Raw genomic sequence first — 20289 nt, forward strand, 5'->3', positions numbered from 1 at the left:
TCTCCGCAATCAGCGCGGAGAAGCGTTCTCCTGCGAACGCTCTTCTGTTGTTAGCGTCTCCTGCATCCACTGATTGACCGCCTGATGCATCATGCTCATGACGCTCAACAGCAGCATGCGCTGCTGCTTTTCGAGGCGCAGATAGCGGCGCAGCGGCGGCATTTTGCAGACCACTTCACTGGCGGCCCACGGCTCAATGCAGCAGCGCCAGCGCTGGTCGTCGAGGGTAAAGGTAAAGCGGCGATAGTCCAGTTCGCTGAGCGTTTGCTGCAAGCGGGGAAAACCGTTGAGATAGCGGGCGAGTTCAGCGGCGGTTTTACTGCCGCGAAAGGTGACCGGCTGGCGTTTCAGCCAGCCGGATTGATGGGCGCGGATCTTCCCCTGAGCGGGCCGGGAGACCGGCCCCTCAACGACAAATTCGCAACTGTGAATGCTCGCCATAAACAGCCGTTTCTGGCGAACGCTGACGGTGACATCGGTGCTGGCGTTAAGGTGCAGTACCGCGCTGCGCTCGCTGAGCTTTTCGCCTGGCCAGCCGGCGAGATCGCGCTGGACTGCATTCATTAACGGCGTGCTAAATGAGGGGACGGAGGACATCGGGCGTCATCTCCCCATGGTTTTGTTTCTCATAGTTGCCGATGGCGCGTTCCACCACCTCTTCGACGGGCACCGGGCGGAATGGGTTAACCCGCTGAACGCACACCGTCCAGAACAGCGCGTAGGCGGCGGTCAGCCCGAGCATGATGCCGAACGGCACCAGCACGTCGCGGCTGTCCATGCCCGGCGGGGTGATGTTGATGATGGCGATAATAATCCCGACGCTGGAGATAATCTGCGGCAGCGGAAACCACGGTGAGCGATAGGCCCGCGGCAGGTCCGGGCGGCGGATACGCAGCAGCACCACCGACAGGGTCACCAGCAGATAGGCCACGCCCCAGGCGCAAACGGCGGCGAGGATCAGCGGAACGATCCGGTCGATATCGCCGTTCAGGTACCAGGCGTGCAGGCAAGGGATCGCCACGCCGATGGCAATGGCGATGACCGGCGTCTTAAAGCGCGGGTGCAGCCAGGTGAGGAAGCGGGGCAGGGCGCCGTCCAGCGCCATCCCGTAGATAATGCGCGGCACGGCGGCCATCAGGGTGTTGATGGTCGCGCAGCCCGCCAGCAGCAGCCCGACGCCGAGCCAGTACTGGCCCGCATGGCCCATCACCCGCTCGGCAAAGGCCGGGATCGCCATCGGCGTATCCAGCAGATGGACGTTGGTCGCCGCATCCAGCACCACGTTTTCGACCTGGCGGTTAATGGCCGCGCCGTAGATAAACATGCAGCTGGCGACGCCGAACAGACCGAGCGCCATGGCGCGCGGAATGGTGCGGTGGGCCTGTTTAATTTCCGGGGCCATCGGCGTGACCAGTTCGCAGCCGACGAACATAAACATCGCCATGCCGATATAGCCGAACAGCCCGGAGAGGTCGCTGACGTTCAGCGGCGTTCCGAACCAGCCGGAAAGGTGGGTCACCGGCGCCATAAAAATACCGCACAGGCCGAAGATGGTCAGGGTGCTCCACATCCCGAAGGTCAGCACCACTTCCACCTTGCCGAAGATCTCCACGCCAATGGCGTTCAGCAGGCCGAACACCACCACCATCCCGACGCCCACCATCCAGGTGTTCTGGTGCACCGCCATCTGGCTGCTGATGGATTCGAAGTTCACCAGCGCCATCACTCCGGCGAGAATGGTTTCTGCGGTTCCGGCAAAAATATGGACGATCAGATAGGCGCACAGCGCGCCGGTGATCGCAAAAAAACGCCCCATCCCACAGGCGATATAGTCATAGACCGAACCGGTGGTGGGGATCAGCGTGGCCGCCTCGGCAAAGGTGGTGACCTGTGCCTGCATCATGATAAACGCCAGCAGCACCGCCAGGGCAAAGGTGTCGCCGCCCATGCCAAAACCGCTGGTCACGGTGAGGATCACCGGGCTGGCCATAATCAGCCCGACGGAGCTGGCGAGGGTAGTGGGAAAGCCGACGACGCCGCGTTCGAGATGGCTGGCGAGTCTTTTACTGAACATAGTCAACCTCTGCACAAAATAGGGAAGGGCAGGGAGTGGCGCAAAGCAAGCACCATTCCGGATAGTCATAATTTAGGTTGGCATCCGGCTCAATGAATATCGTCCTGAAGGTGGAGAACGGCGGTTGATTCTGTGATGTAGAGCAGATGCTACTCCCCGCCGCCGTGCGCCGGGGAGTAGCGGGGGCATTAGCGGCTTTCGACGTTGGCCAGGTAGTGCTTAACGAAGCGCGGCGTCAGGATTTTCCACTCCACTTCGGTGCCCTGTTTGACAAACCAGCTGTCGCCCGCCACGAAGCGCTGTGGCTGGCCGCCGGCGACGGTCAGCTCCACTTCGCCTTCGAGGACGGTGGCGTGTTCGGTAAACGGATAGGTCATGGTAAAGCTCCCCTGGGTGGAGGAAAACAGACCGCAGGTAAAGGGGTCCTGCGGTTCACCGTAAATCATGGCGCCCGCTACCTGCGGATCGCCGGCGGTCGGCGTCGCGCCCAGCAGGCTGACGCTGCCGATAGGCTGCAGTTCGGGAACGGGTTGATCGAGTTTAAATGCGTGCATGATGTTCTCCTGGTTAACTCCGGCCTTTCCAGTAACCGGCGGTTTGATGCATCAGTTTTCCGGCGGTGACCAGCAGCGTGCGCAGGCTGTCACGACCGTGGATTGTCGCGTGGGGAATGCTGCTCATCAGGCGGTAGCGATCGGAACCGCCATTGATGCCCTCGGCGAGAATTTTGCACACGATGTGCGAGGGGGTAACGCCGAAGCCGGAGTAACCCTGAACGTAGAAGACGTTATTGTGCTCGCGCAGGGTGCCGATCTGCGGGAACAGGTTGGCGCTGCAGGCCATCGGGCCGCCCCAGGCGAAGTCGATTTTGACATCCTTCAGATAGGGGAAGACCTCCGCCAGCAGGGTGCGGTTCCAGGCGGCGAAATCGTTGGGCGTATACTCAAGATAACGGGTGGCGCTGCCAAACAGCAGGCGGTTTTCCCGGGTAATGCGGTAGTAGTTGATCACCGGGCGAATATCGCTGAAGGCGCCGCGTAGCGGGCTGATGCGTTCAATCAGCGCATCGGACAGCGGCTCGGTCGACACCTGATAGGAGTAGGTCACCAGGGTCTTGTTGTAAATCTCCGGCTCCATATTGTTGAGGAAGCTGTCGCAGGCCCACAGCAGTTTGGCGGCCTTGACGCTGCCCATCGCCGTGCGGACGCGGACCGTTTTACCGTAATCCACCTCAACCACCGGCGAGGATTCGAAAATCTTCACCCCCAGCGAGTGCGCCGCCTGCGCCGACCCCAGCAGCATATTCAGCGAGTGGATCTGCCCGCCGCCCATGTGCTTGAGCGCGCCGCAGTACACGTCGGAGCCGACTACCTGCTGCACGTCGCTGCCGGTATAGAGGGCGATATCTTCATCCGGGGTGGCGGCCTTGAACTCTTTCTCCCACTGGCGCAGCGTCTTCAGCTGACGCTGGTTGTAGGCCAGATAGCCGTAGCCGGGGACGAAGTCGGCGTCGATATTGTATTTTTGAATGCGCTCGCGAATGATCCCCGCGCCAAGGTTAGAGATTTTAAACAGCGTCTCCAGCCCCTCTTTCCCCACATGTTTTTTTACTGCTTCAATGTCGTGACCAATACCGGCCATCACCTGGCCGCCGTTGCGCCCGGTGCCGCCGTAGCCTAAATGGCGGGCTTCCAGCACCACCACGTTGGTGATGCCCTGTTCCGCCAGCTCCAGCGCGGTGTTGATCCCGGAAAAGCCGCCGCCAATGATCACCACGTCGGCTTCGATATCGTCCTGCAGCGCCGGAAAATGCAGCTGGTATTTTTTGGTGGCGCCATAGTAGTTCAGCGCATCGATTTTGATATTCATAGCGTTACCCTGTCTCGCCTGGCTAAGGCACCCATCACAGCATGGCGGCGGGGGGCTGAATATCGTCCGAAAGAATGACGTACTTTAGAACGATAGGCTGCGCGAACCGGATGTGGTGGGATGGGGAACATTTTCTGAAACCACGGATGCCACCGATGAGCGACGTAACCTTGCTTGCTGAAGTAACCGCGTTTTTACGCCAACCCCATGGCCAGTTTATTGCCGGGGAAGCCTTGCCGGGCAACGGACCGACGCTGACGGTCGTCAATCCCGCCACCGGTAAAGCGATAGCGAACGTGACATCCGCGAACGCGGATCAGGCGGCCCAGGCGATGGCGAGCGCCAGCCAGGCGTTTGCCGTCTGGCGTGAGATGCCGGCGCTACAGCGCGGCACGCTGCTGCTGAAACTGGCGGACCAGCTGGCAGCGCATCGCGAGGAGCTGGCGCAGCTGGAGAGCCTGTGCTCCGGGAAAACCATCTCCCTGGCGCGGATGCTCGAGCTGGATCAATCGGTGGCGTTCCTGCGCTACTTTGCCGGCTGGGCCGGGAAAGTCACCGGGGAAACCCTGGATGTGTCGCTTCCGTCGATGGCCGGCGAGAAGTACACGGCGTTTACCCGTCGCCAGCCGCTGGGCGTGGTGGTGGGGATCGTGCCGTGGAATTTTTCGATCATGATCGCTATCTGGAAGCTGGCGGCGGCGCTGGTGTGCGGCTGCACCATCGTGCTGAAGCCGAGCGAATATACGCCGCTGACCCTGCTGCGGGTGGCGGAGCTGGCCAAAGCGGCAGGGATCCCCGATGGCGTGATCAACGTGGTTAACGGCGCCGGGGGGGATATCGCCCAGCGGCTGATTACCCACCCGGCCTGTGCGAAGGTCAGTTTTACCGGTTCGGTGGTCACCGGCGGGAAGGTCCAGCAGTCGGCGACCGGGGCCGGGAAACGCGTCACTCTGGAGCTGGGGGGTAAAAATGCCGCCTTGTTCCTCGACGATCTCACCCCCGAAGCGATGGCCGACGGCATTATCGAAGCGGGCTATCTCAACCAGGGGCAAATCTGCGCCGCCGCCGAGCGGTTTTATCTGCCGGAAGGCAAGCTGGATGCGGTTCTTGAGCTACTGAAACAGCGACTTTCAGCGCTGCGTCCCGGCTCGCCGCTGGACGAGCAAACGCCAATGGGGCCGCTGGCCAACCGGCAGCAGTTTGAGAAAGTCCTGCAGCTGATTGAGACGGCGCGGCAAGAGGGCGACACCATCGTCTGCGGCGGCGAAGCGCTGCCCGGCGAGGGCTATTTTGTCCTGCCGACGGCGGTGAAGGTGCGTAGCGAAAACAGCACCCTGATGCAGGAAGAGACGTTCGGCCCGGTGTGTAGTTTTATCGGTTACCAGAGCGAAGCGGATGCGCTGTCCCGCATCAACGCCTCGCCGTTTGGCCTCGCCGCCAGCGTCTGGTCGGATAATATCCGCAAGGCGCTGCGCTACTCTGAGGCGATTAACGCCGGGATCGTCTGGGTGAACATGCACACCTTTCTCGACCCGGCGGTGCCGTTCGGCGGCATGAAAGGGTCGGGCACAGGGCGTGAATTCGGTAGCGCGTTTATCGATGATTACACCGAACTGAAATCGGTGATGGTGCGCTACTAATGTGCGGCTGACCTGTTACCGGAGCGTCAGTAATAGTTAACCGTAAACGTGACGCGCCCATCCGCCTTCCCTGAACTAAATGCCGATGATGTCTTAACATAACGCGCAACAAGTGGGTAGGTTATTGTACTGTCGCCCGTTTTAGGCAAATTAACGACAGACGGGCGGTTAAAAGCAAAAGGTTCAGGGGATGGTGTACCGGGCGTACCATGAGCAATCTGTATACCAACACCTCTGGCCGATTCATCGGATGGCGTAATATTAATCACGCCATTTTCTGCATCAAAAATACCGTTCACAGGCGCAAGGCTGATGCTGATCTGGTTATTGGTTGTGGGGGGAATATCACCCGTGGCTAAATTGACCCGACTATAAGCCGAGTGATAGCCCGAAAAAACAGGGCAATCGGTCAGTCTAATCGATGCGTCCACCCACGGTGTGCCATCGGCGGCGGAGAACACTGACGCGCTATGTGTCCCCAGAGGAACTTTGACATCCGGCGTCGTGCAGGTTCTGGCTGAGACATTGATTGAGCCCGATAACTGATAACGTCTGGCGATGATCGGGAAGTTTCCAGCCATATTCGACCCTGCTTCATAGTATTTCACCATGCTCGGGAACGAGGAAGAATCAATGGTGTAATTTCCGGGAGGAGTATTACCTATTTTCATTAATGAAATATCAAAGATGCTGGACATGCCAAAATAAAATGCTTGATTTTCGGTGGTGGTAATTAGATTCTCAAACGCCATCACGGGGGATTCTTTTGTCACGGCTTTTCCGGCATACCACACGGCAATACCAACGCCGGGAATATTGGTTTCATATATTTGGCCGCCGAATGGCGACCCGGACCAGGAAGATAAAGGGAAATTGACTGACTCTAAACCTAACATCCATTTAACACTGCCGCTCTCAGGGGTCGGTGAACTACATTTCAGATGTAATTCAATCGGAGCGGAAATGGTACCGCCATATAACACGGTGCCTAATGGCATGTCGGGTCCGATGGTTATATTATTTGCAATGATGCTTAACGTTTCTTTTTTTTCAGGAATATCCTGCTGACATTGCACTATAGCGTTAGCCCATGGCGAGCACAGCATGGACAATGACAATAAATATTTAATGTGAAAATTAAAACGCATAAAAACTTTATCTCCAGGCTGAATTTTTTGTATTTGATTGCGTTATCTTCAGGTGTTGCGCCATGATGTTTTGGGCAATTTTATAGCTTAATGAATATTATTTTGCGTATGTTAGTGGCTAGAGAGAGAAAATGAAATTGAAGTTTTGTTTTTTATTCTTAATAAATCTTTGGTTAATAGTGAATCCACTATTGGAGGGCGGTTGGTTTTTGTTATTAATCGTATTTTTTTGAATGTTTTTTTACTTCAGACTGGCGCTGGCAGGGGGCGAAGCATGCGATAAATTATGGCAGATGTCTCAGCAGCAGCTCCCGTCAGGTGGTTTGTATCAAAAGTAGTAAAGCAAACAATCAAAAGCTGATCTTTGGCGGTAATTAAACGCTCAGCTATTTATATGCAATGGTAAAAGTGACTTTTCCGTCAGCCTTTCCTGGCCTGAGGCGTTCATTCGTTTGAATATAGCGGGCTGCCAGCGGAAACGTCATGGTGCTACCCGCGCTGGATATATCTTGCTGGTAAGGATTACCAAATGTTACCAGCCGGGATTCCGCGCTAGCCACTGACCCCATTCCTATTTGAATGCCCACGCCGCTGGCTGAATTATCGCCCTCCGCGACGGACATAATGCCGCTGTTGCTGTCGATGGCCGCGGACTGGGGGGAGAGACTAACGGTATATTTATTTTTGTAGACCGGTTCGCTCAGACTAGCGGTTCCGCCATTATCCAGATTATGGCCTGCGCGATAACCGTAAAAATTGTCGCACCCCGTCATCCGGATGCTGGCATCTTGCCACTCAGTACCCGAGCCCTTTCCGCGAAAATCTCCCACGCTCCAGGTACCCATCTCTACGGCGACATCCGGCGTGGTGCAGCTGGGGGGGGGCACGGTAATACTGCCGGTAAATGGCATTGCCATTGTCGTGACCATGAAACCATCCTGACCGAACAGTTCCGAATAAACGGGAAGTGAGGCTCCGATGATAGTTCCCGGGGTAATCGGCCCGGTTTTGATTAAATACATAATTGATGCGGCATTTACTATGCTGTCACCGTTCCAGATACAATTACTAGAGTTAACACATACTGCTGCTGCGTGCGGAACATCATAAACGGTGTAACCGCTATTTAAAGCAAACCCCACGCCGGGCATGGATGTCTTAAAAACTACCGAGCCGACAGGGACGGGGGAGTTAAAGTCTTCGGCTTTGCCCAGAGTGCCAGCCGATGTTGCCATTTTCTGTAAGGTATAAAACTGGCCCTGCTCAGTACATTTTATGGCTACCTGAATCGGACGGTTGAATACCCCTCGATAAAGTATGGTACCTAGCGGCATATCGGCTGGTGCAGATACTGTGGCATTCAACGCTACAGTACCGATTATCGGTGAAGCTGGTACGGAAAGGTCTGAACGCTGCACCATTTCGCACGAAGCATAGACATTTCCCCCTGCCAGGCAGGCCGTCAGTCCCAGCAAAATTTTGATTCCAGTATTTATCACAGCACAACTCCCTTGTCCGTTGGTGGTTCTTCACCACCTGCTGCGGGGCAGAAACTGCCGCTCTGTTATCCGCGCATTACTACAACTACAGCAGTCTTATATTGGCGTTGAACGTTAACAGCTGTGCCAGAGAAATAAACTGAAATTAACTTTAATTGTATTAACCTGGTGTCGACTCTGCCCGGAGTAAGGTGATGAACGGTACAATGCAGGTGAGTTTATTTTATCTTTGGTCTTCTTAACTTTTCTTGGGATTGTTTATTTTATTTGAGTTTATGCGGGAAGCATATCTACTTCGCTTTGCCAGATTCCTTATATCACAGGCGTTGGGCTGCGCCTCTGAATAGCGCTAAACCGGCAGTCGACCCCGCGGTAATCTGGCGACAAAACTATCGACATATCATGATGTAAATTAAAAATATTATCGTTTTTACCTCTTAATCAGGGTGATTGCACTTGCCTGAGATTCGATAATGCGTATAGTTCTCATTCTTCTTTTTGTTTGCAGGCTAAGCATGGACTGACCTGCGCCAGTGACTTGCTCACAGGGAAACAGCGAAGGCACAGGGTGGGGCTCACTCTCGTCAGGCCGGAAAATCATAATATCGGCGCGGAGCTACCACTGGCTCATTGATTTTGTTAAGGATCTCCACAATGAAATACACCATACCGGTATTAGCTCTGGCGATTTCTGCTGTCTTAAGCGGCTGCGCTGCCCACCGCTCCGCCCCTGTCACCCCGCCTGCGGTAGAGAAAACCACCACCACTACCGCCGCACAGCCGCTGAAACGCGAGCTGGCGGAGGGGCTGTACGAAATGGCGCTCAGCCCGAAGGGCGATGCCCTGTACGTTGCCAGCGCGGAAGGGTTTAAAGATGTGCAGGGCGGGGCGGTGTATAAGCTCGACCCGAAAACCCTGAAGACGATCGGCCTGAGCTACACCGACCTGAAAAACTTTGCGGTACAGATAACGCCAGACGGCAGCACGCTGTTCGTGACGAACTCGCTGGATGGCGGCATCAGCGCCATCGACACCGCTACCGGTAAAGTGAAAAAACGCCTGCTGTTCAGCGAGCGCAATGACAAAGACCTGCCGTACGGCGCGCGCCAGATCCTGCTGCTGGATAACACCCTGTATGTCGGCGCCGTTGCCGATCCGGCGCAAATCTGGGTGGTGGATGCCACCACGCTGAAGCTGAAAACGCGGATTAAAAACACCGGCAAATGGATGACGGGTCTGCACTATTCTGCGCAAACCGGACGTCTGTATGCCGCCAACGGCAGCGGTGAAATTCTGGTGATCAACCCGCGCACTAACCGCATTGAGCAGCGCTGGAAACCGCTCGGCGATAAGCCCGCGTTGTTGCTGAACCTTGCCGAAGACAGCAAGACCGGCCGCCTGTTCGTCACCGACAACTCGAAAGCCAAAACCACCCTGGTGCTGGACATTCATAGCGGCAAGGTGATTAAGCAACTGGACGTGGGCGACTCGCTGGCGGTGCAGTTCAACCCCGTACGCAATGAGATTTATATCTCCCAGCGCGAATCCGGCAAGGTTATCAGCCTCGACGGCACCAGTTATGCCCTGAAGCACAGCTGGGCGATCCCGGCGAACCCGAACAGCCTGCTGCTCTCCGCCGACGGCCAGACGCTGTTTGTCACCGTCAAACAGCCGTTTAACAAAGATCATTCGACCAAAGGCCCGGACAGCGTTGTCCGTATCGACCTGAACGCGAAATAAGAAATTCGGGCCCGGCAGCGGGCCCTTTGTTTTACTTTCCTCACCGATGGGACACATTATGCATACCTCTCACTATCCGGCTTTCCCGCTACGGAAAACGCTGCTGGCGTTAACCATTGGCGCGATCGCCCATTCCGCCACGGCGGCGGAAAACGACGCCGAGCGCAAGAAAACAGAAGAAACGATGGTTGTCCAGGCGGTTCCCGACAGTGATTTTAAATCTGGCGGCGATCTGGCGGTGCCGGCTTATCTCGACGGACAGGTAGCGAACGGCGGTCGTCTTGGGATGCTGGGTGAACAAAACGCGATGGACGTCCCGTTTAGCATCATCGGGTATACCTCTAAGCTGATTCAGGACCAGCAGGCGCACACCATTACCGACGTGGTGAGTAACGATGCCGGGGTCCAGCCGGTACAGGGCTATGGTAACTACGCTGAAACCTACCGTATTCGCGGCCTCAAATTCGATGGCGATGATATGACCCTCAGCGGGCTGGCTGGCGTGGTACCGCGTCAGGTGGTGGATACCGCCATGCTTGAGCGGGTAGAAATTTTTAAGGGGGCGAACTCTCTGCTTAACGGCGCCGCCAGTTCAGGCGTTGGGGGGATGATTAACCTCGAGCCTAAGCGGGCGGAAGATACCCCGACGGCTCACGTCGGTGTGGATTACACCTCTGATTCTCAGGTTGGTGGTTCGCTGGATTTAGGGCGCCGCTTTGGTGACGATAACCAGTTTGGCGCACGGGTAAACCTGGTGCATCGCGAAGGTGAGGCGGCGGTCGAGAATGACAAGCGCAGAACCACCCTGGCCTCTATTGGCCTCGATTATCGCGGCGAACGTCTACGGAGCTCTTTTGATTTTGGTTATCAGAAGAAAACGTTCCATGGCGGTCCGATGGGAATCAACATTTCTGCTGTCGATTTTATCCCGCGCCTCCCGGGTAATACCCATAACTACACGCAAGACTGGGCCTACAGCGATATCGAAAATGAGTTTGGTATGCTGAGAGTGGAGTACGACATTGTCGATAGATGGACGGCCTATGCGTCGCTGGGCGCTCAGCATGCCCATGAGATTGGTTTATACAGCGCGTCTAAGTTGATCGATCGCGAGGGTAACGCCACCGCGGGACGCCTGGATACCAACCGCTACATTGATACCGCCAGCGGTATGGCCGGAATACGCGGGGAGTTTGCTACCGGTTTTGTCTCGCACAAAGTGAACGTCGGCTATTCGGCGAAAACCCAGAACGATAAAACGGCATGGCGGATGTCTAAAGCTGCGGATAACCCGCAGGTAAATATCTACGATACCCAGCAGGTTGCCCCTCCCGCGAATTCATCTTTCGGCGGTGACTATTACGATCCGCTCACCAGCGGTCGTACCCGTTCGCAGGGCTGGTTGCTGAGCGATACGCTGGGCGTGCTGGACGATACGCTCCTGTTTACCGTTGGCGCACGTCATCAAAAAGTGGTGGTGCGTAACTACGACAAAACCACCGGTTTGCAAAGCGATGCGTATGACGACAGCCGCTGGATGCCAACCTATGGGGTGGTCTACAAGCCGTGGGAGGTTATCTCTTTATACGCTAACCATACCGAAGCGCTGCAGCCGGGAAGTAATGCTCCGACCTCCGCGACCAACTATGGTGAAAGTATCGGCATCATTCACTCCAAACAGAATGAAGTCGGGGTGAAGGCTGATTTTGGCCGCATTGGCGGCTCGCTGGCGCTGTTTGAGATTAAAATGCCCTCAGCATTCCTTGATAGCCAGAAACACTATGGCCTTAACGGCGAGCAGCGTAACCGCGGCGTTGAATTTAACGTCTTCGGCGAACCGATGTATGGCCTGCGCCTGAATGCCAGCGCCACCTGGCTGGAAGCCGAGCTATCGAAAACCAAAGATGGCATCAACGATGGTAAAACCGCGATTGGCGTACCGGGATTCTATGCGGTGCTGGGCGCAGAGTACGACATCAAGCCCATCGATGGCCTGACCGCAACAGCCCGCCTCAACCATTCCGGATCGCAGTACGCCGATCAGGCGAACACCAAGAAGATCGATAGCTTCACCACCCTCGATCTCGGCGTGCGCTATCGTCTGGCGCTGAACGAGAATCAGAACCAGATGACGGTGCGTGCGGGCGTGGATAACGTGACGGATGAGAACTACTGGTCCGGCGCGGATGACAGCGGAACCTATCTGTTCCGTGGCGAACCACGGACGTTCAAAGTGTCGGTAGGCTACGACTTCTAAGTCACTATGCAGGAGCGGGCAGGTCTGCTCGCTCCTCGCTATCGAGTCATCCACGAACGAAGCCAGCGCATCTGTAACTTGAAGTAGGGCCAGCAGAAGTGTAAAAAGGTGCCCCTTCATAAAAACTAACAGGTGACCGACGTGAAAGACGCGTCAACGCAGCCAGATACCGCAGCAGATAGCGGTCCGGCGCTTCATCGCGGTTTACAGAACCGACATATTCAGTTAATTGCTCTGGGCGGTGCCATCGGTACCGGTTTGTTCCTTGGGATTGGTCCGGCGATTCAAATGGCCGGTCCGGCGGTGTTAATTGGCTATGCGGTCGCCGGGATCGTAGCGTTTTTGATCATGCGCCAGCTTGGCGAAATGGTGGTGGAAGAGCCGGTATCCGGATCCTTCGCCCACTTTGCCTATAAATACTGGGGCCCGTTTGCCGGTTTCCTCTCCGGCTGGAACTACTGGGTGATGTTTGTGCTGGTGGGCATGGCGGAGCTGACCGCCGCCGGCATCTATATGCAGTACTGGCTTCCCGATGTCCCCACCTGGGTCTGGGCCGCGGCCTTCTTCGTGATTATCAACGCCGTTAACCTCGTGAACGTCCGCCTGTACGGCGAGGCGGAGTTTTGGTTTGCGTTGATCAAAGTGCTGGCGATTATCGGCATGATCGGTTTTGGCCTGTGGATGCTGTTTGGCGGCCACGGCGGCAGTAAAGCCGGCTTTGATAATCTGTGGCGTCATGGCGGTTTCTTTGCCACCGGCTGGCATGGCCTGGTGATGTCGCTGGCGGTGATTATGTTCTCCTTCGGCGGCCTGGAGCTGATCGGTATTACCGCGGCGGAAGCGCAGAATCCGGAAAAGAGCATTCCGAAGGCGGTCAACCAGGTGGTGTACCGTATTCTGCTGTTTTATATCGGTTCGCTGGTGGTCCTGCTGGCGCTCTACCCGTGGGTAGAGATCAAATCCGACAGCAGCCCGTTTGTGATGATTTTCCACAATCTTGACAGTAACGTGGTGGCTTCTGCACTGAACTTCGTCATCCTGGTGGCATCGCTGTCGGTCTATAACAGCGGCGTTTACTCCAACAGCCGGATGCTGTTCGGCCTGTCGGTTCAGGGCAACGCGCCGAAGTTTCTCGCTCGCGTCAGCAAGCGCGGCGTGCCGGTCAATTCGCTGATCCTTTCCGGGGTGATCACCTCGCTGGTGGTGCTGCTGAACTACCTGCTGCCGCAAAAAGCGCTGGGTCTGCTGATGGCGCTGGTGGTGGCGACGCTGCTGCTGAACTGGATCATGATCTGCATGGCGCACCTGAAATTCCGCGCCGCGCAGCGACGTAAAGGCCGCGAGTCGAAGTTCAAAGCGCTGCTGGCGCCGGGTGGCAACTATCTGTGCATTGCTTTCCTGGCCTTGATCCTGGTGCTGATGTGCACCATCGACGGCATGCGCCTGTCGGCCATTCTGCTGCCGGTCTGGATCCTGTTCCTGTTTGTGGTCTTCAAACTGCTGCGCCGTCCGGCGTAATATCTCTTGCCCCGGCATCCGTCGGGGCACTCTGCTTATTATTGTGATCGTCTTCGCGCTTAACGCATATCGCTAAGGATCTTCTTTTTGTAATCGATTACTTTCTATTTCGAGATGTTTTGTAATCGATTACTTTTTTGAGGGTGTGAACATGGTATCCACAAGTGAAGGTCGTGAAAGTGCCTGCGTGCAGCACCGGTTTCTGGTGCCGCGTTTGTCGTTAATGATGTTTATGCAGTTCTTTATCTGGGGAAGCTGGTCGGTGACCCTGGGGCTGGTGATGACCCGCTACGATATGGCGTTGCTGATTGGCGATGCGTTTTCTGCCGGGCCGATTGCCTCGATCCTGTCGCCGTTTGTGCTGGGGATGCTGGTCGACCGCTTCTTTGCTTCGCAGAAGGTGATGGCGGTGATGCACCTGGCGGGCGCGGTGATCCTGTGGTTCGTCCCGCAGGCGCTGGTGGCGCAGAATGGCGCGCTGCTGATCGGCCTGCTGTTTGGCTATACGCTGTGCTATATGCCGACGCTGGCGCTGACCAACAATATCGCCTTCCACAGCCTGAGCAACGTCGATAAGACCTTCCCGGTGGTGCGCGTCTTCGGCACCATCGGCTGGATCGTTGCCGGGATCTGTATCGGGGTCACCGGGATTTCTGACACCACCACTATCTTTAATCTGGCGGCGCTGTGCTCGGTGGTGCTGGCGGTCTATAGCCTGACGCTGCCGCATACCCCAGCACCGGCCAAAGGCATCCCGGTGAAATTTCGCGATCTGTTGTGCGCCGATGCTTTCGCGCTGCTGAAGACGCGCCACTTCTTTATCTTCTCGCTCTGCGCCACGCTGATCTCTATTCCGCTGGGGACCTACTACGCCTATACCGCCTCTTATCTGGCGGATGCGGGCGTGGCGGACGTCAGCACTGCGATGTCGTTTGGTCAGATGTCGGAAATCGCCTTTATGCTGGTGATCCCGCTGCTGTTCCGCCGTCTGGGAGTGAAGTACATGCTGCTGGTCGGGATGGCGGCGTGGTTTGTCCGTTACGCCTTCTTTGCTCTCGGCGTGAGTGAAGAGGGGCGCTTCCTGCTCTATCTCGGCATCCTGCTGCACGGCGTGTGCTATGACTTCTTCTTTGTCGTCGGCTTTATCTATACCGACCGCGTGGCGGGGGACAAGGTCAAAGGCCAGGCGCAAAGCATGATCGTCATGTTTACCTACGGCATCGGCATGCTGCTGGGCTCGCAAATTTCCGGCGCGCTGTATAACCAGCTGGTGGCCGGGCAGACCGTGCCGCAGGCGTGGGTCACCTTCTGGTGGATCCCGGCGGTGGCGGCTGCAGTTATTGCACTGATTTTCCTTTTCTCTTTCCAGTACAACGAGAAAGAGCAGCACTGATTTTAAGGAGGTGGTATGAAAACGATCAAGGGACCGGGGATTTTTCTGGCACAGTTTATCGGGCCGCAGGCGCCGTTTAACACCCTGGACGGGATCGCGGCCTGGGCCGCCGGGTTGGGTTATCAGGCGCTGCAGATCCCGTGTAATCATCCGGCGATTTTTGATGTCGAGCAGGCGGCGGCGAGCCAGATCTACTGCGATGATATTCGCGGGCGGCTGGCGGAGCATGGCCTGACCATCAGCGAGCTGTCCACGCATCTTGAAGGGCAGCTGGTGGCGGTCCATCCGGCCTATGACGCGGCGTTTGACGCATTCGCACCGGCGGCGCTGCGCGGTCAGCCGCAGGCGCGGCAGCAGTGGGCGGTGGAGAAGGTGCGCCAGGCGGCTATCGCCTCGGGGCGCTTAGGTCTGCAGGCCCACGCGACCTTCTCCGGCGCGCTGGCGTGGCCGCAGTTTTATCCCTGGCCGCCGCACAACCCGACGCTGATTGATGAGGCCTTTGATGAACTGGCGCGCCGCTGGCGGCCGCTGCTCGATAGCTTCGATGAGCAGGGGGTCGATCTGTGCTACGAGATCCATCCCGGCGAGGACCTGCACGACGGCGTAACCTTTGAGCGCTTCCTGCAGCGGGTGGATAACCATCCGCGCTGCAATATGCTCTACGATCCCAGCCATTTACACCTGCAGCAGATGGACTATCTGGCCTACATCGACATCTATCATGAGCGGATCAAAGCCTTCCACGTCAAAGATGCTGAATTCCGCCGCGACGGGCGCAGTGGGGTTTACGGCGGCTACCAGAACTGGCTGCAGCGGGCCGGGCGCTTCCGCTCGCCGGGCGACGGGCAGATTGATTTCAAAGGTATTTTCAGCAAGCTCACCGAGTACGATTTCGACGGCTGGGCGGTGCTGGAGTGGGAATGCTGTCTGAAGGATGCTGAAGCCGGGGCGCGTGAGGGCAGCGAGTTTATCCGCCGCCACATCATTCCGGTCTCCGGGCGGGCGTTTGATGATTTTGCCAACGGCAAGGAGGCGCAAGGATGATTCAGGTCGGCATTATTGGCACCGGGTTTATTGGCCCGGCACATATCGAGGCGCTGCGCCGGGTGGGGGATATCGAGGTCGTGGCGCTGTGTGACAGCGACCTGGCTCAGGCGCAGCACAAAGCGCGGCAGCTGAATGTCGCTCATGCTTACGGGCAGGTTGAGGCGCTGCTGGCGCATCCGGGATTGCAGGTGGTGCATAACTGTACGCCGAATCATCTGCACGCGGAGATTAACCGTCAGGTGCTGCGCGCCGGGCTGCATCTGTTCTCGGAAAAGCCGCTGTGTATGCTGCCGGAGGAGGCGCGTGAGCTGGTGTCGCTGGCGGAAAGCGCCGGCGTGGTGCACGGCGTGAGCTTTGTCTACCGCCAGTTTGCCATGGTCCAGCAGGCCGCCAGCATGGTGCGCGAAGGGCAGGTCGGGCGGCTGTTTTCAGCGCACGGCAGCTATTTGCAGGACTGGATGCTGTGGCAAACCGACTACAACTGGCGGGTGGAATCGGCGCTGGGCGGTGCCTCACGGGCGGTGGCGGATATCGGCTCCCACTGGTGCGACACGGTACAGTTCATGACCGGGAAACGCATCACCGAGGTGATGGCGGATCTCTCCATCGTCTGGCCGACGCGCCAGGCGGCGGTTTCGGGCGAAGCAACCTTCAGCCAGCCGGGAGACGATCGGCAGCATGAAGCGCGGCAGGTGGATACCGAAGATATGGGGTCGGTGCTGTTTCGCTTTGAGGACGGCAGCAAAGGCTGCTTTACCGTATCGCAGGTCAGCGCAGGGCGAAAGAACCGCCTGGCGGTGGAGTTAAACGGCAGCCAGTGCTCGCTGGCGTGGGATCAGGAGGTTCCGCAACGCTTGTGGATTGGGCAGCGCGCGCAGCCAAACCAGTTGCTCAGCGACGATCCCGGACTGATGCAGCGCGATGTCGCCGCCAGCGCCCATTTTCCCGGCGGCCATATCGAGGGCTGGCCGGATGCCTTTAAAAATATGATGCTGAGCTTTTATCAGGCGGTGCGTGCCGGGAAGATGCCGGAGGCAGAGCAGCGGCGATTCGCCTCGTTCTATGAGGGGGCGGATGTGATGTACATCATTGACGCCATTCTGCAAAGTCACCAGCAGCAGCGCTGGGTTCGCGTCGCGCGATAGCAGGCAAACGTTGCGCCACCGGGGTGGCGCAGTGGGCGTTATTTCACCCCGAGATAACCATCCAGATAGGCGCCGGAAAGTTCGTTGCCGAACAGCACGGCGTCTTTATTTTCCATCTGATGTTCCCATTTATCGCTGCTGTTGCCGTTAAAGGCGTGCTGCGTCTGGCTCCCCTTGGCGATTTGCTGCTTGATCGCCTCGGCGTTGCTGCGGGCCGCGCTTTCGCTGACGCCGCTGCTCCGATCCTTCTGACCGCGCTGATACGCCTCGGTGAAGGTCGGGAGATTGAGACGATAGTTCTCCTGGCGGTTCACGGCGTAATTGCCGCCGACAAAATCGGAACGGTGGGCAACGAAATAGTAGGCGTGACGCTCTGGTGACGATTTAGACGAGGTACAGCCGGTGAGCGCAATGAGTGAACAGCCGATAGCGAGAAGCGTAATTTTAATCTTCATGGTGGCATCATCCTTAACGTAGTTATTATGTCAGGCCAGGCGGTAAAACAGCACCGTCCCGGCGCTCAGGTTTACGACGCTATCATCGCGCTGACCGCGCCCGGAAAATAGCCCCGATTATTTGTTGTTTTCCCCGTAACGGCTGGCGACAGGTCGCGGTGAACATCGCGATTTCTCCCGCCACGCCTCCATCGACGGCGTATTTATGATAGCCTTCGCACAATAACTTTTATCGCAGGAAATGCAGCCGTTATGTCAATTCAGAAGATTGCTCGCCTGGCGGGGGTGTCGGTGGCCACCGTCTCACGGGTGCTGAATAACAGTGATACCGTGAAGCCGAAGAACCGTGAACGCGTGCTGCAGGCGATAAAAGAGAGCAATTATCAGCCGAACCTGCTGGCGCGCCAGCTGCGCACGGCGCGTAGCTACATGATTCTGGTGATGGTGTCGAATATCGCCAACCCTTTCTGCGCGGAAGTGGTGAAGGGGATTGAAGAAGAAGCGGAAAAGCACGGCTACCGCATTCTGCTGTGTAATTCGGGTTCCGATCTGGCGCGCTCCACTTCGGGGCTGAGGCTGCTGTCGGGCAAAGTGGTTGACGGTATTATTACCATGAATGCCCTTGCCAGTCTGCCGGAGCTGACGATGATGATCGGCGAGGCGCCGTGGGTGCAGTGCGCTGAATACGCCGATAGCGGCACGATTTCCTGCGTCGGCATCAACGACATTGATGCGGCGCAAGGGGCGGTGTCACGCCTGGCGGAGAGCGGGCGCCAGCGCATCGCCCTGATCAACCACGATCTGAGCTATCGCTATGCTCGCCTGCGCGAGCGCGGGTACAAAAACGTCCTGCATGTCCGGGGAATGGGCTATCAACAGGTGGCCTATGCCAGCGATCTCAGCGCCGCCGCGGGTAAAGCCGCCATGGAGACGCTGCTGGCTGCGAAAGAGTTGCCGGATGCGGTGTTTGCGGTGGCAGATTCGCTGGCGGCGGGGGCGTTACGCGCGATAGCCCAGGCCGGGCTGCGGGTGCCGGACGATATTGCCGTGATGGGCTTTGATGGCACTGAACTGGCGGAGATGGTCTCGCCGCAGCTGACCACCGTTGAACAGCCGTCCCGCGAGATTGGCCGCGAGGCGGTGACGCTGCTGCTGAAGAAAATCGATAATCCTGATGCCGCTGCCGAGCGGGTGATGATGGACTGGCGCGTCATTGACCGCGCCAGTACCTGATCGTTAGCTTCTGCCCACCGCCACTAACGAGCGGATATCGTTGCCGGTCGGCGACTGGTGGATCCGCAGGCCAAACTCGTCAACCACGGCGAAGATGTGGTCGAAAATATCGGCCTGAATTTCCTCATACTCGGCCCACACAACCGTACTGGTGAAACAGTAAATTTCGATCGGCAGGCCGTCGGCGTCCGGCGCCAGCTGGCGAACCATCATCGTCATATCTTTGCGCAGCCGCGGGTGATTGCGGAGATATTCCTGCAAATAGGCGCGAAAAGTACCGATATTGGTCATCTTACGCAGATTCAGCACCGAACTATCGGCGGCGTGCTGCTGATTCCACTCGCTGATTTCCTGATGGCGAGAATCCATGTAGGGCTTAAGCAGTTTTGCCTGAATTAAGCGCTGCTGCTCCTGTTCATCAAGGAAATGGATGCTGGTGGTATCGATATTCAGGCTGCGCTTAATGCGCCGACCGCCCGAGGCGGACATGCCGCTCCAGTTTTTAAAAGAGTCTGAAACCATCGACCAGGTAGGGATGGTGGTAATGGTGTTATCCCAGTTACGCACCTTCACGGTGGTCAGGCCAATATCAATTACCGCGCCGTCGGCACCGTATTTCGGCATCTCCAGCCAGTCGCCGAGTTTCAGCATGTCGTTGGCGGAGAGCTGAATCCCGGCTACCAGGCCGAGGATCGGGTCTTTAAAGACCAGCATCAGTACCGCGGCCATGGCGCCCAGGCCACTGATCAGAATCGCCGGCGACTGACCAATCAGCAGCGAAATCACCAGAATGCCGATGATGATGGCGCTGACCAGCTTAATCCCCTGGAAGATCCCTTTGAGCGGAAGCTGCGAAGCGGTGGCGAACTTCTGCGATAGATTGAACACCACATCGAGCAGTGAAAAGAAAGAGAGCAGGGCATAGATCATCACCCACAGCTGGGCGGCGGTGGTGACGATATCGGCAGCTTCACTGCCTTTTTGTAGCCACAGTACCGCCTGAACGTTGACGATAATCCCTTGCAGGGTAAAGGCGAGGCGGTGAAACAGTTTGTTCTGAGTGATGATTTGCAGCCACAAATGGCTACTGGCCCGCGCGCGTTTTTCGAAGGCGCGCAGCACCACTTTGTGCAGAATGAAATGAACGACGATCGCCGTCAGTAAAATAATGCCGAAGATAATGACGAGTGAAGTAGTTGCGGTGATTTTGATGCCTAATGCGGCAATTTGCGATATTAATTCCTGCATAACGTCTCCTGTACATCCAGCAG

The 20289-nt window shown here is 57.1% G+C and carries 16 protein-coding genes; 8 read left to right on the forward strand and 8 right to left on the reverse strand.

The features are described from left to right. Positions 1-9: 9 nt before the first annotated feature. The 4 genes from EDF82_RS12310 to EDF82_RS12325 form a co-directional block, all read right to left on the reverse strand. Positions 10-597, reverse strand: coding sequence for a DUF3156 family protein (locus EDF82_RS12310; RefSeq protein ID WP_123755835.1), 588 nt, complete (start codon positions 595-597; stop codon positions 10-12). Continuing rightward, on the reverse strand, positions 575-2074 hold the full coding sequence (locus EDF82_RS12315) for an APC family permease (protein WP_123755836.1): 1500 nt from the start codon (positions 2072-2074) through the stop codon (positions 575-577). Before EDF82_RS12315 ends, EDF82_RS12310 begins: the two co-directional genes overlap by 23 nt. A gap of 188 nt (positions 2075-2262) precedes the next feature. Further along, a complete protein-coding gene (locus EDF82_RS12320; RefSeq protein WP_123755837.1) occupies positions 2263-2628 on the reverse strand; it encodes a cupin domain-containing protein in 366 nt (121 codons plus the stop codon). Positions 2629-2641: 13 nt separating this feature from the next. Next, positions 2642-3943 carry an FAD-binding oxidoreductase gene (locus tag EDF82_RS12325; protein WP_123755838.1) on the reverse strand — a complete coding sequence of 434 codons (1302 nt, stop codon included), beginning with the start codon at positions 3941-3943 and terminating at the stop codon, positions 2642-2644. 146 nt (positions 3944-4089) lie between these two features. On the opposite strand from EDF82_RS12325, the gene EDF82_RS12330 reads away from it, so the two are divergent. Then, positions 4090-5583: an aldehyde dehydrogenase family protein gene (locus EDF82_RS12330; protein ID WP_187043013.1), complete on the forward strand. Its 1494-nt coding sequence runs from the start codon at positions 4090-4092 to the stop codon at positions 5581-5583. Between the two features lie 26 nt (positions 5584-5609). On the opposite strand, the gene EDF82_RS12335 is transcribed toward EDF82_RS12330, so the two are convergent. Both EDF82_RS12335 and EDF82_RS12340 read right to left on the reverse strand, forming a co-directional pair. After that, positions 5610-6731: a fimbrial protein gene (locus EDF82_RS12335; RefSeq protein ID WP_123755840.1), complete on the reverse strand. Its 1122-nt coding sequence runs from the start codon at positions 6729-6731 to the stop codon at positions 5610-5612. A gap of 386 nt (positions 6732-7117) precedes the next feature. Next, on the reverse strand, positions 7118-8230 hold the full coding sequence (locus tag EDF82_RS12340) for a fimbrial protein (protein ID WP_123755841.1): 1113 nt from the start codon (positions 8228-8230) through the stop codon (positions 7118-7120). A gap of 654 nt (positions 8231-8884) precedes the next feature. Between EDF82_RS12340 and EDF82_RS12345 the strand changes: the two genes are divergently transcribed. The 6 genes from EDF82_RS12345 to EDF82_RS12370 all read left to right on the forward strand — a co-directional run bounded on the left by EDF82_RS12345 (position 8885) and on the right by EDF82_RS12370 (position 17330). Next, complete coding sequence (locus EDF82_RS12345; RefSeq protein ID WP_123755842.1) at positions 8885-9970, forward strand: YncE family protein; 1086 nt, start codon at positions 8885-8887, stop codon at positions 9968-9970. Positions 9971-10028: 58 nt separating this feature from the next. Continuing rightward, on the forward strand, positions 10029-12227 hold the full coding sequence (locus EDF82_RS12350; protein WP_123755843.1) for a TonB-dependent siderophore receptor: 2199 nt from the start codon (positions 10029-10031) through the stop codon (positions 12225-12227). A gap of 141 nt (positions 12228-12368) precedes the next feature. After that, complete coding sequence (gene pheP / locus EDF82_RS12355) at positions 12369-13745, forward strand: phenylalanine transporter (protein WP_123755844.1); 1377 nt, start codon at positions 12369-12371, stop codon at positions 13743-13745. 187 nt (positions 13746-13932) lie between these two features. Beyond that, positions 13933-15138 carry an MFS transporter gene (locus EDF82_RS12360; protein ID WP_187043051.1) on the forward strand — a complete coding sequence of 402 codons (1206 nt, stop codon included), beginning with the start codon at positions 13933-13935 and terminating at the stop codon, positions 15136-15138. A 15-nt stretch (positions 15139-15153) separates the two neighbouring features. Next, positions 15154-16182, forward strand: coding sequence for a sugar phosphate isomerase/epimerase (locus tag EDF82_RS12365; RefSeq protein ID WP_123755846.1), 1029 nt, complete (start codon positions 15154-15156; stop codon positions 16180-16182). Further along, a complete protein-coding gene (locus EDF82_RS12370; RefSeq protein WP_123755847.1) occupies positions 16179-17330 on the forward strand; it encodes a Gfo/Idh/MocA family protein in 1152 nt (383 codons plus the stop codon). The genes EDF82_RS12365 and EDF82_RS12370 overlap by 4 nt, the downstream gene beginning before the upstream one ends. A 38-nt stretch (positions 17331-17368) precedes the next feature. Here EDF82_RS12370 and EDF82_RS12375 read toward each other — a convergent pair whose 3' ends face one another. Beyond that, positions 17369-17785, reverse strand: a complete 417-nt coding sequence (locus EDF82_RS12375) for an Exc2 family lipoprotein (protein WP_123755848.1) — start codon at positions 17783-17785, stop codon at positions 17369-17371. Positions 17786-18037: 252 nt separating this feature from the next. On the opposite strand from EDF82_RS12375, the gene EDF82_RS12380 reads away from it, so the two are divergent. Then, on the forward strand, positions 18038-19018 hold the full coding sequence (locus EDF82_RS12380) for a LacI family DNA-binding transcriptional regulator (RefSeq protein WP_123755849.1): 981 nt from the start codon (positions 18038-18040) through the stop codon (positions 19016-19018). A 3-nt stretch (positions 19019-19021) separates the two neighbouring features. On the opposite strand, the gene EDF82_RS12385 is transcribed toward EDF82_RS12380, so the two are convergent. Further along, positions 19022-20266: a mechanosensitive ion channel family protein gene (locus EDF82_RS12385; RefSeq protein WP_123755850.1), complete on the reverse strand. Its 1245-nt coding sequence runs from the start codon at positions 20264-20266 to the stop codon at positions 19022-19024. Positions 20267-20289: the final 23 nt, after the last annotated feature.

Source organism: Klebsiella sp. BIGb0399 (assembly GCF_003752615.1).
In the GTDB taxonomy this organism is placed as follows: Bacteria; Pseudomonadota; Gammaproteobacteria; order Enterobacterales; family Enterobacteriaceae; genus Klebsiella; species Klebsiella lignicola.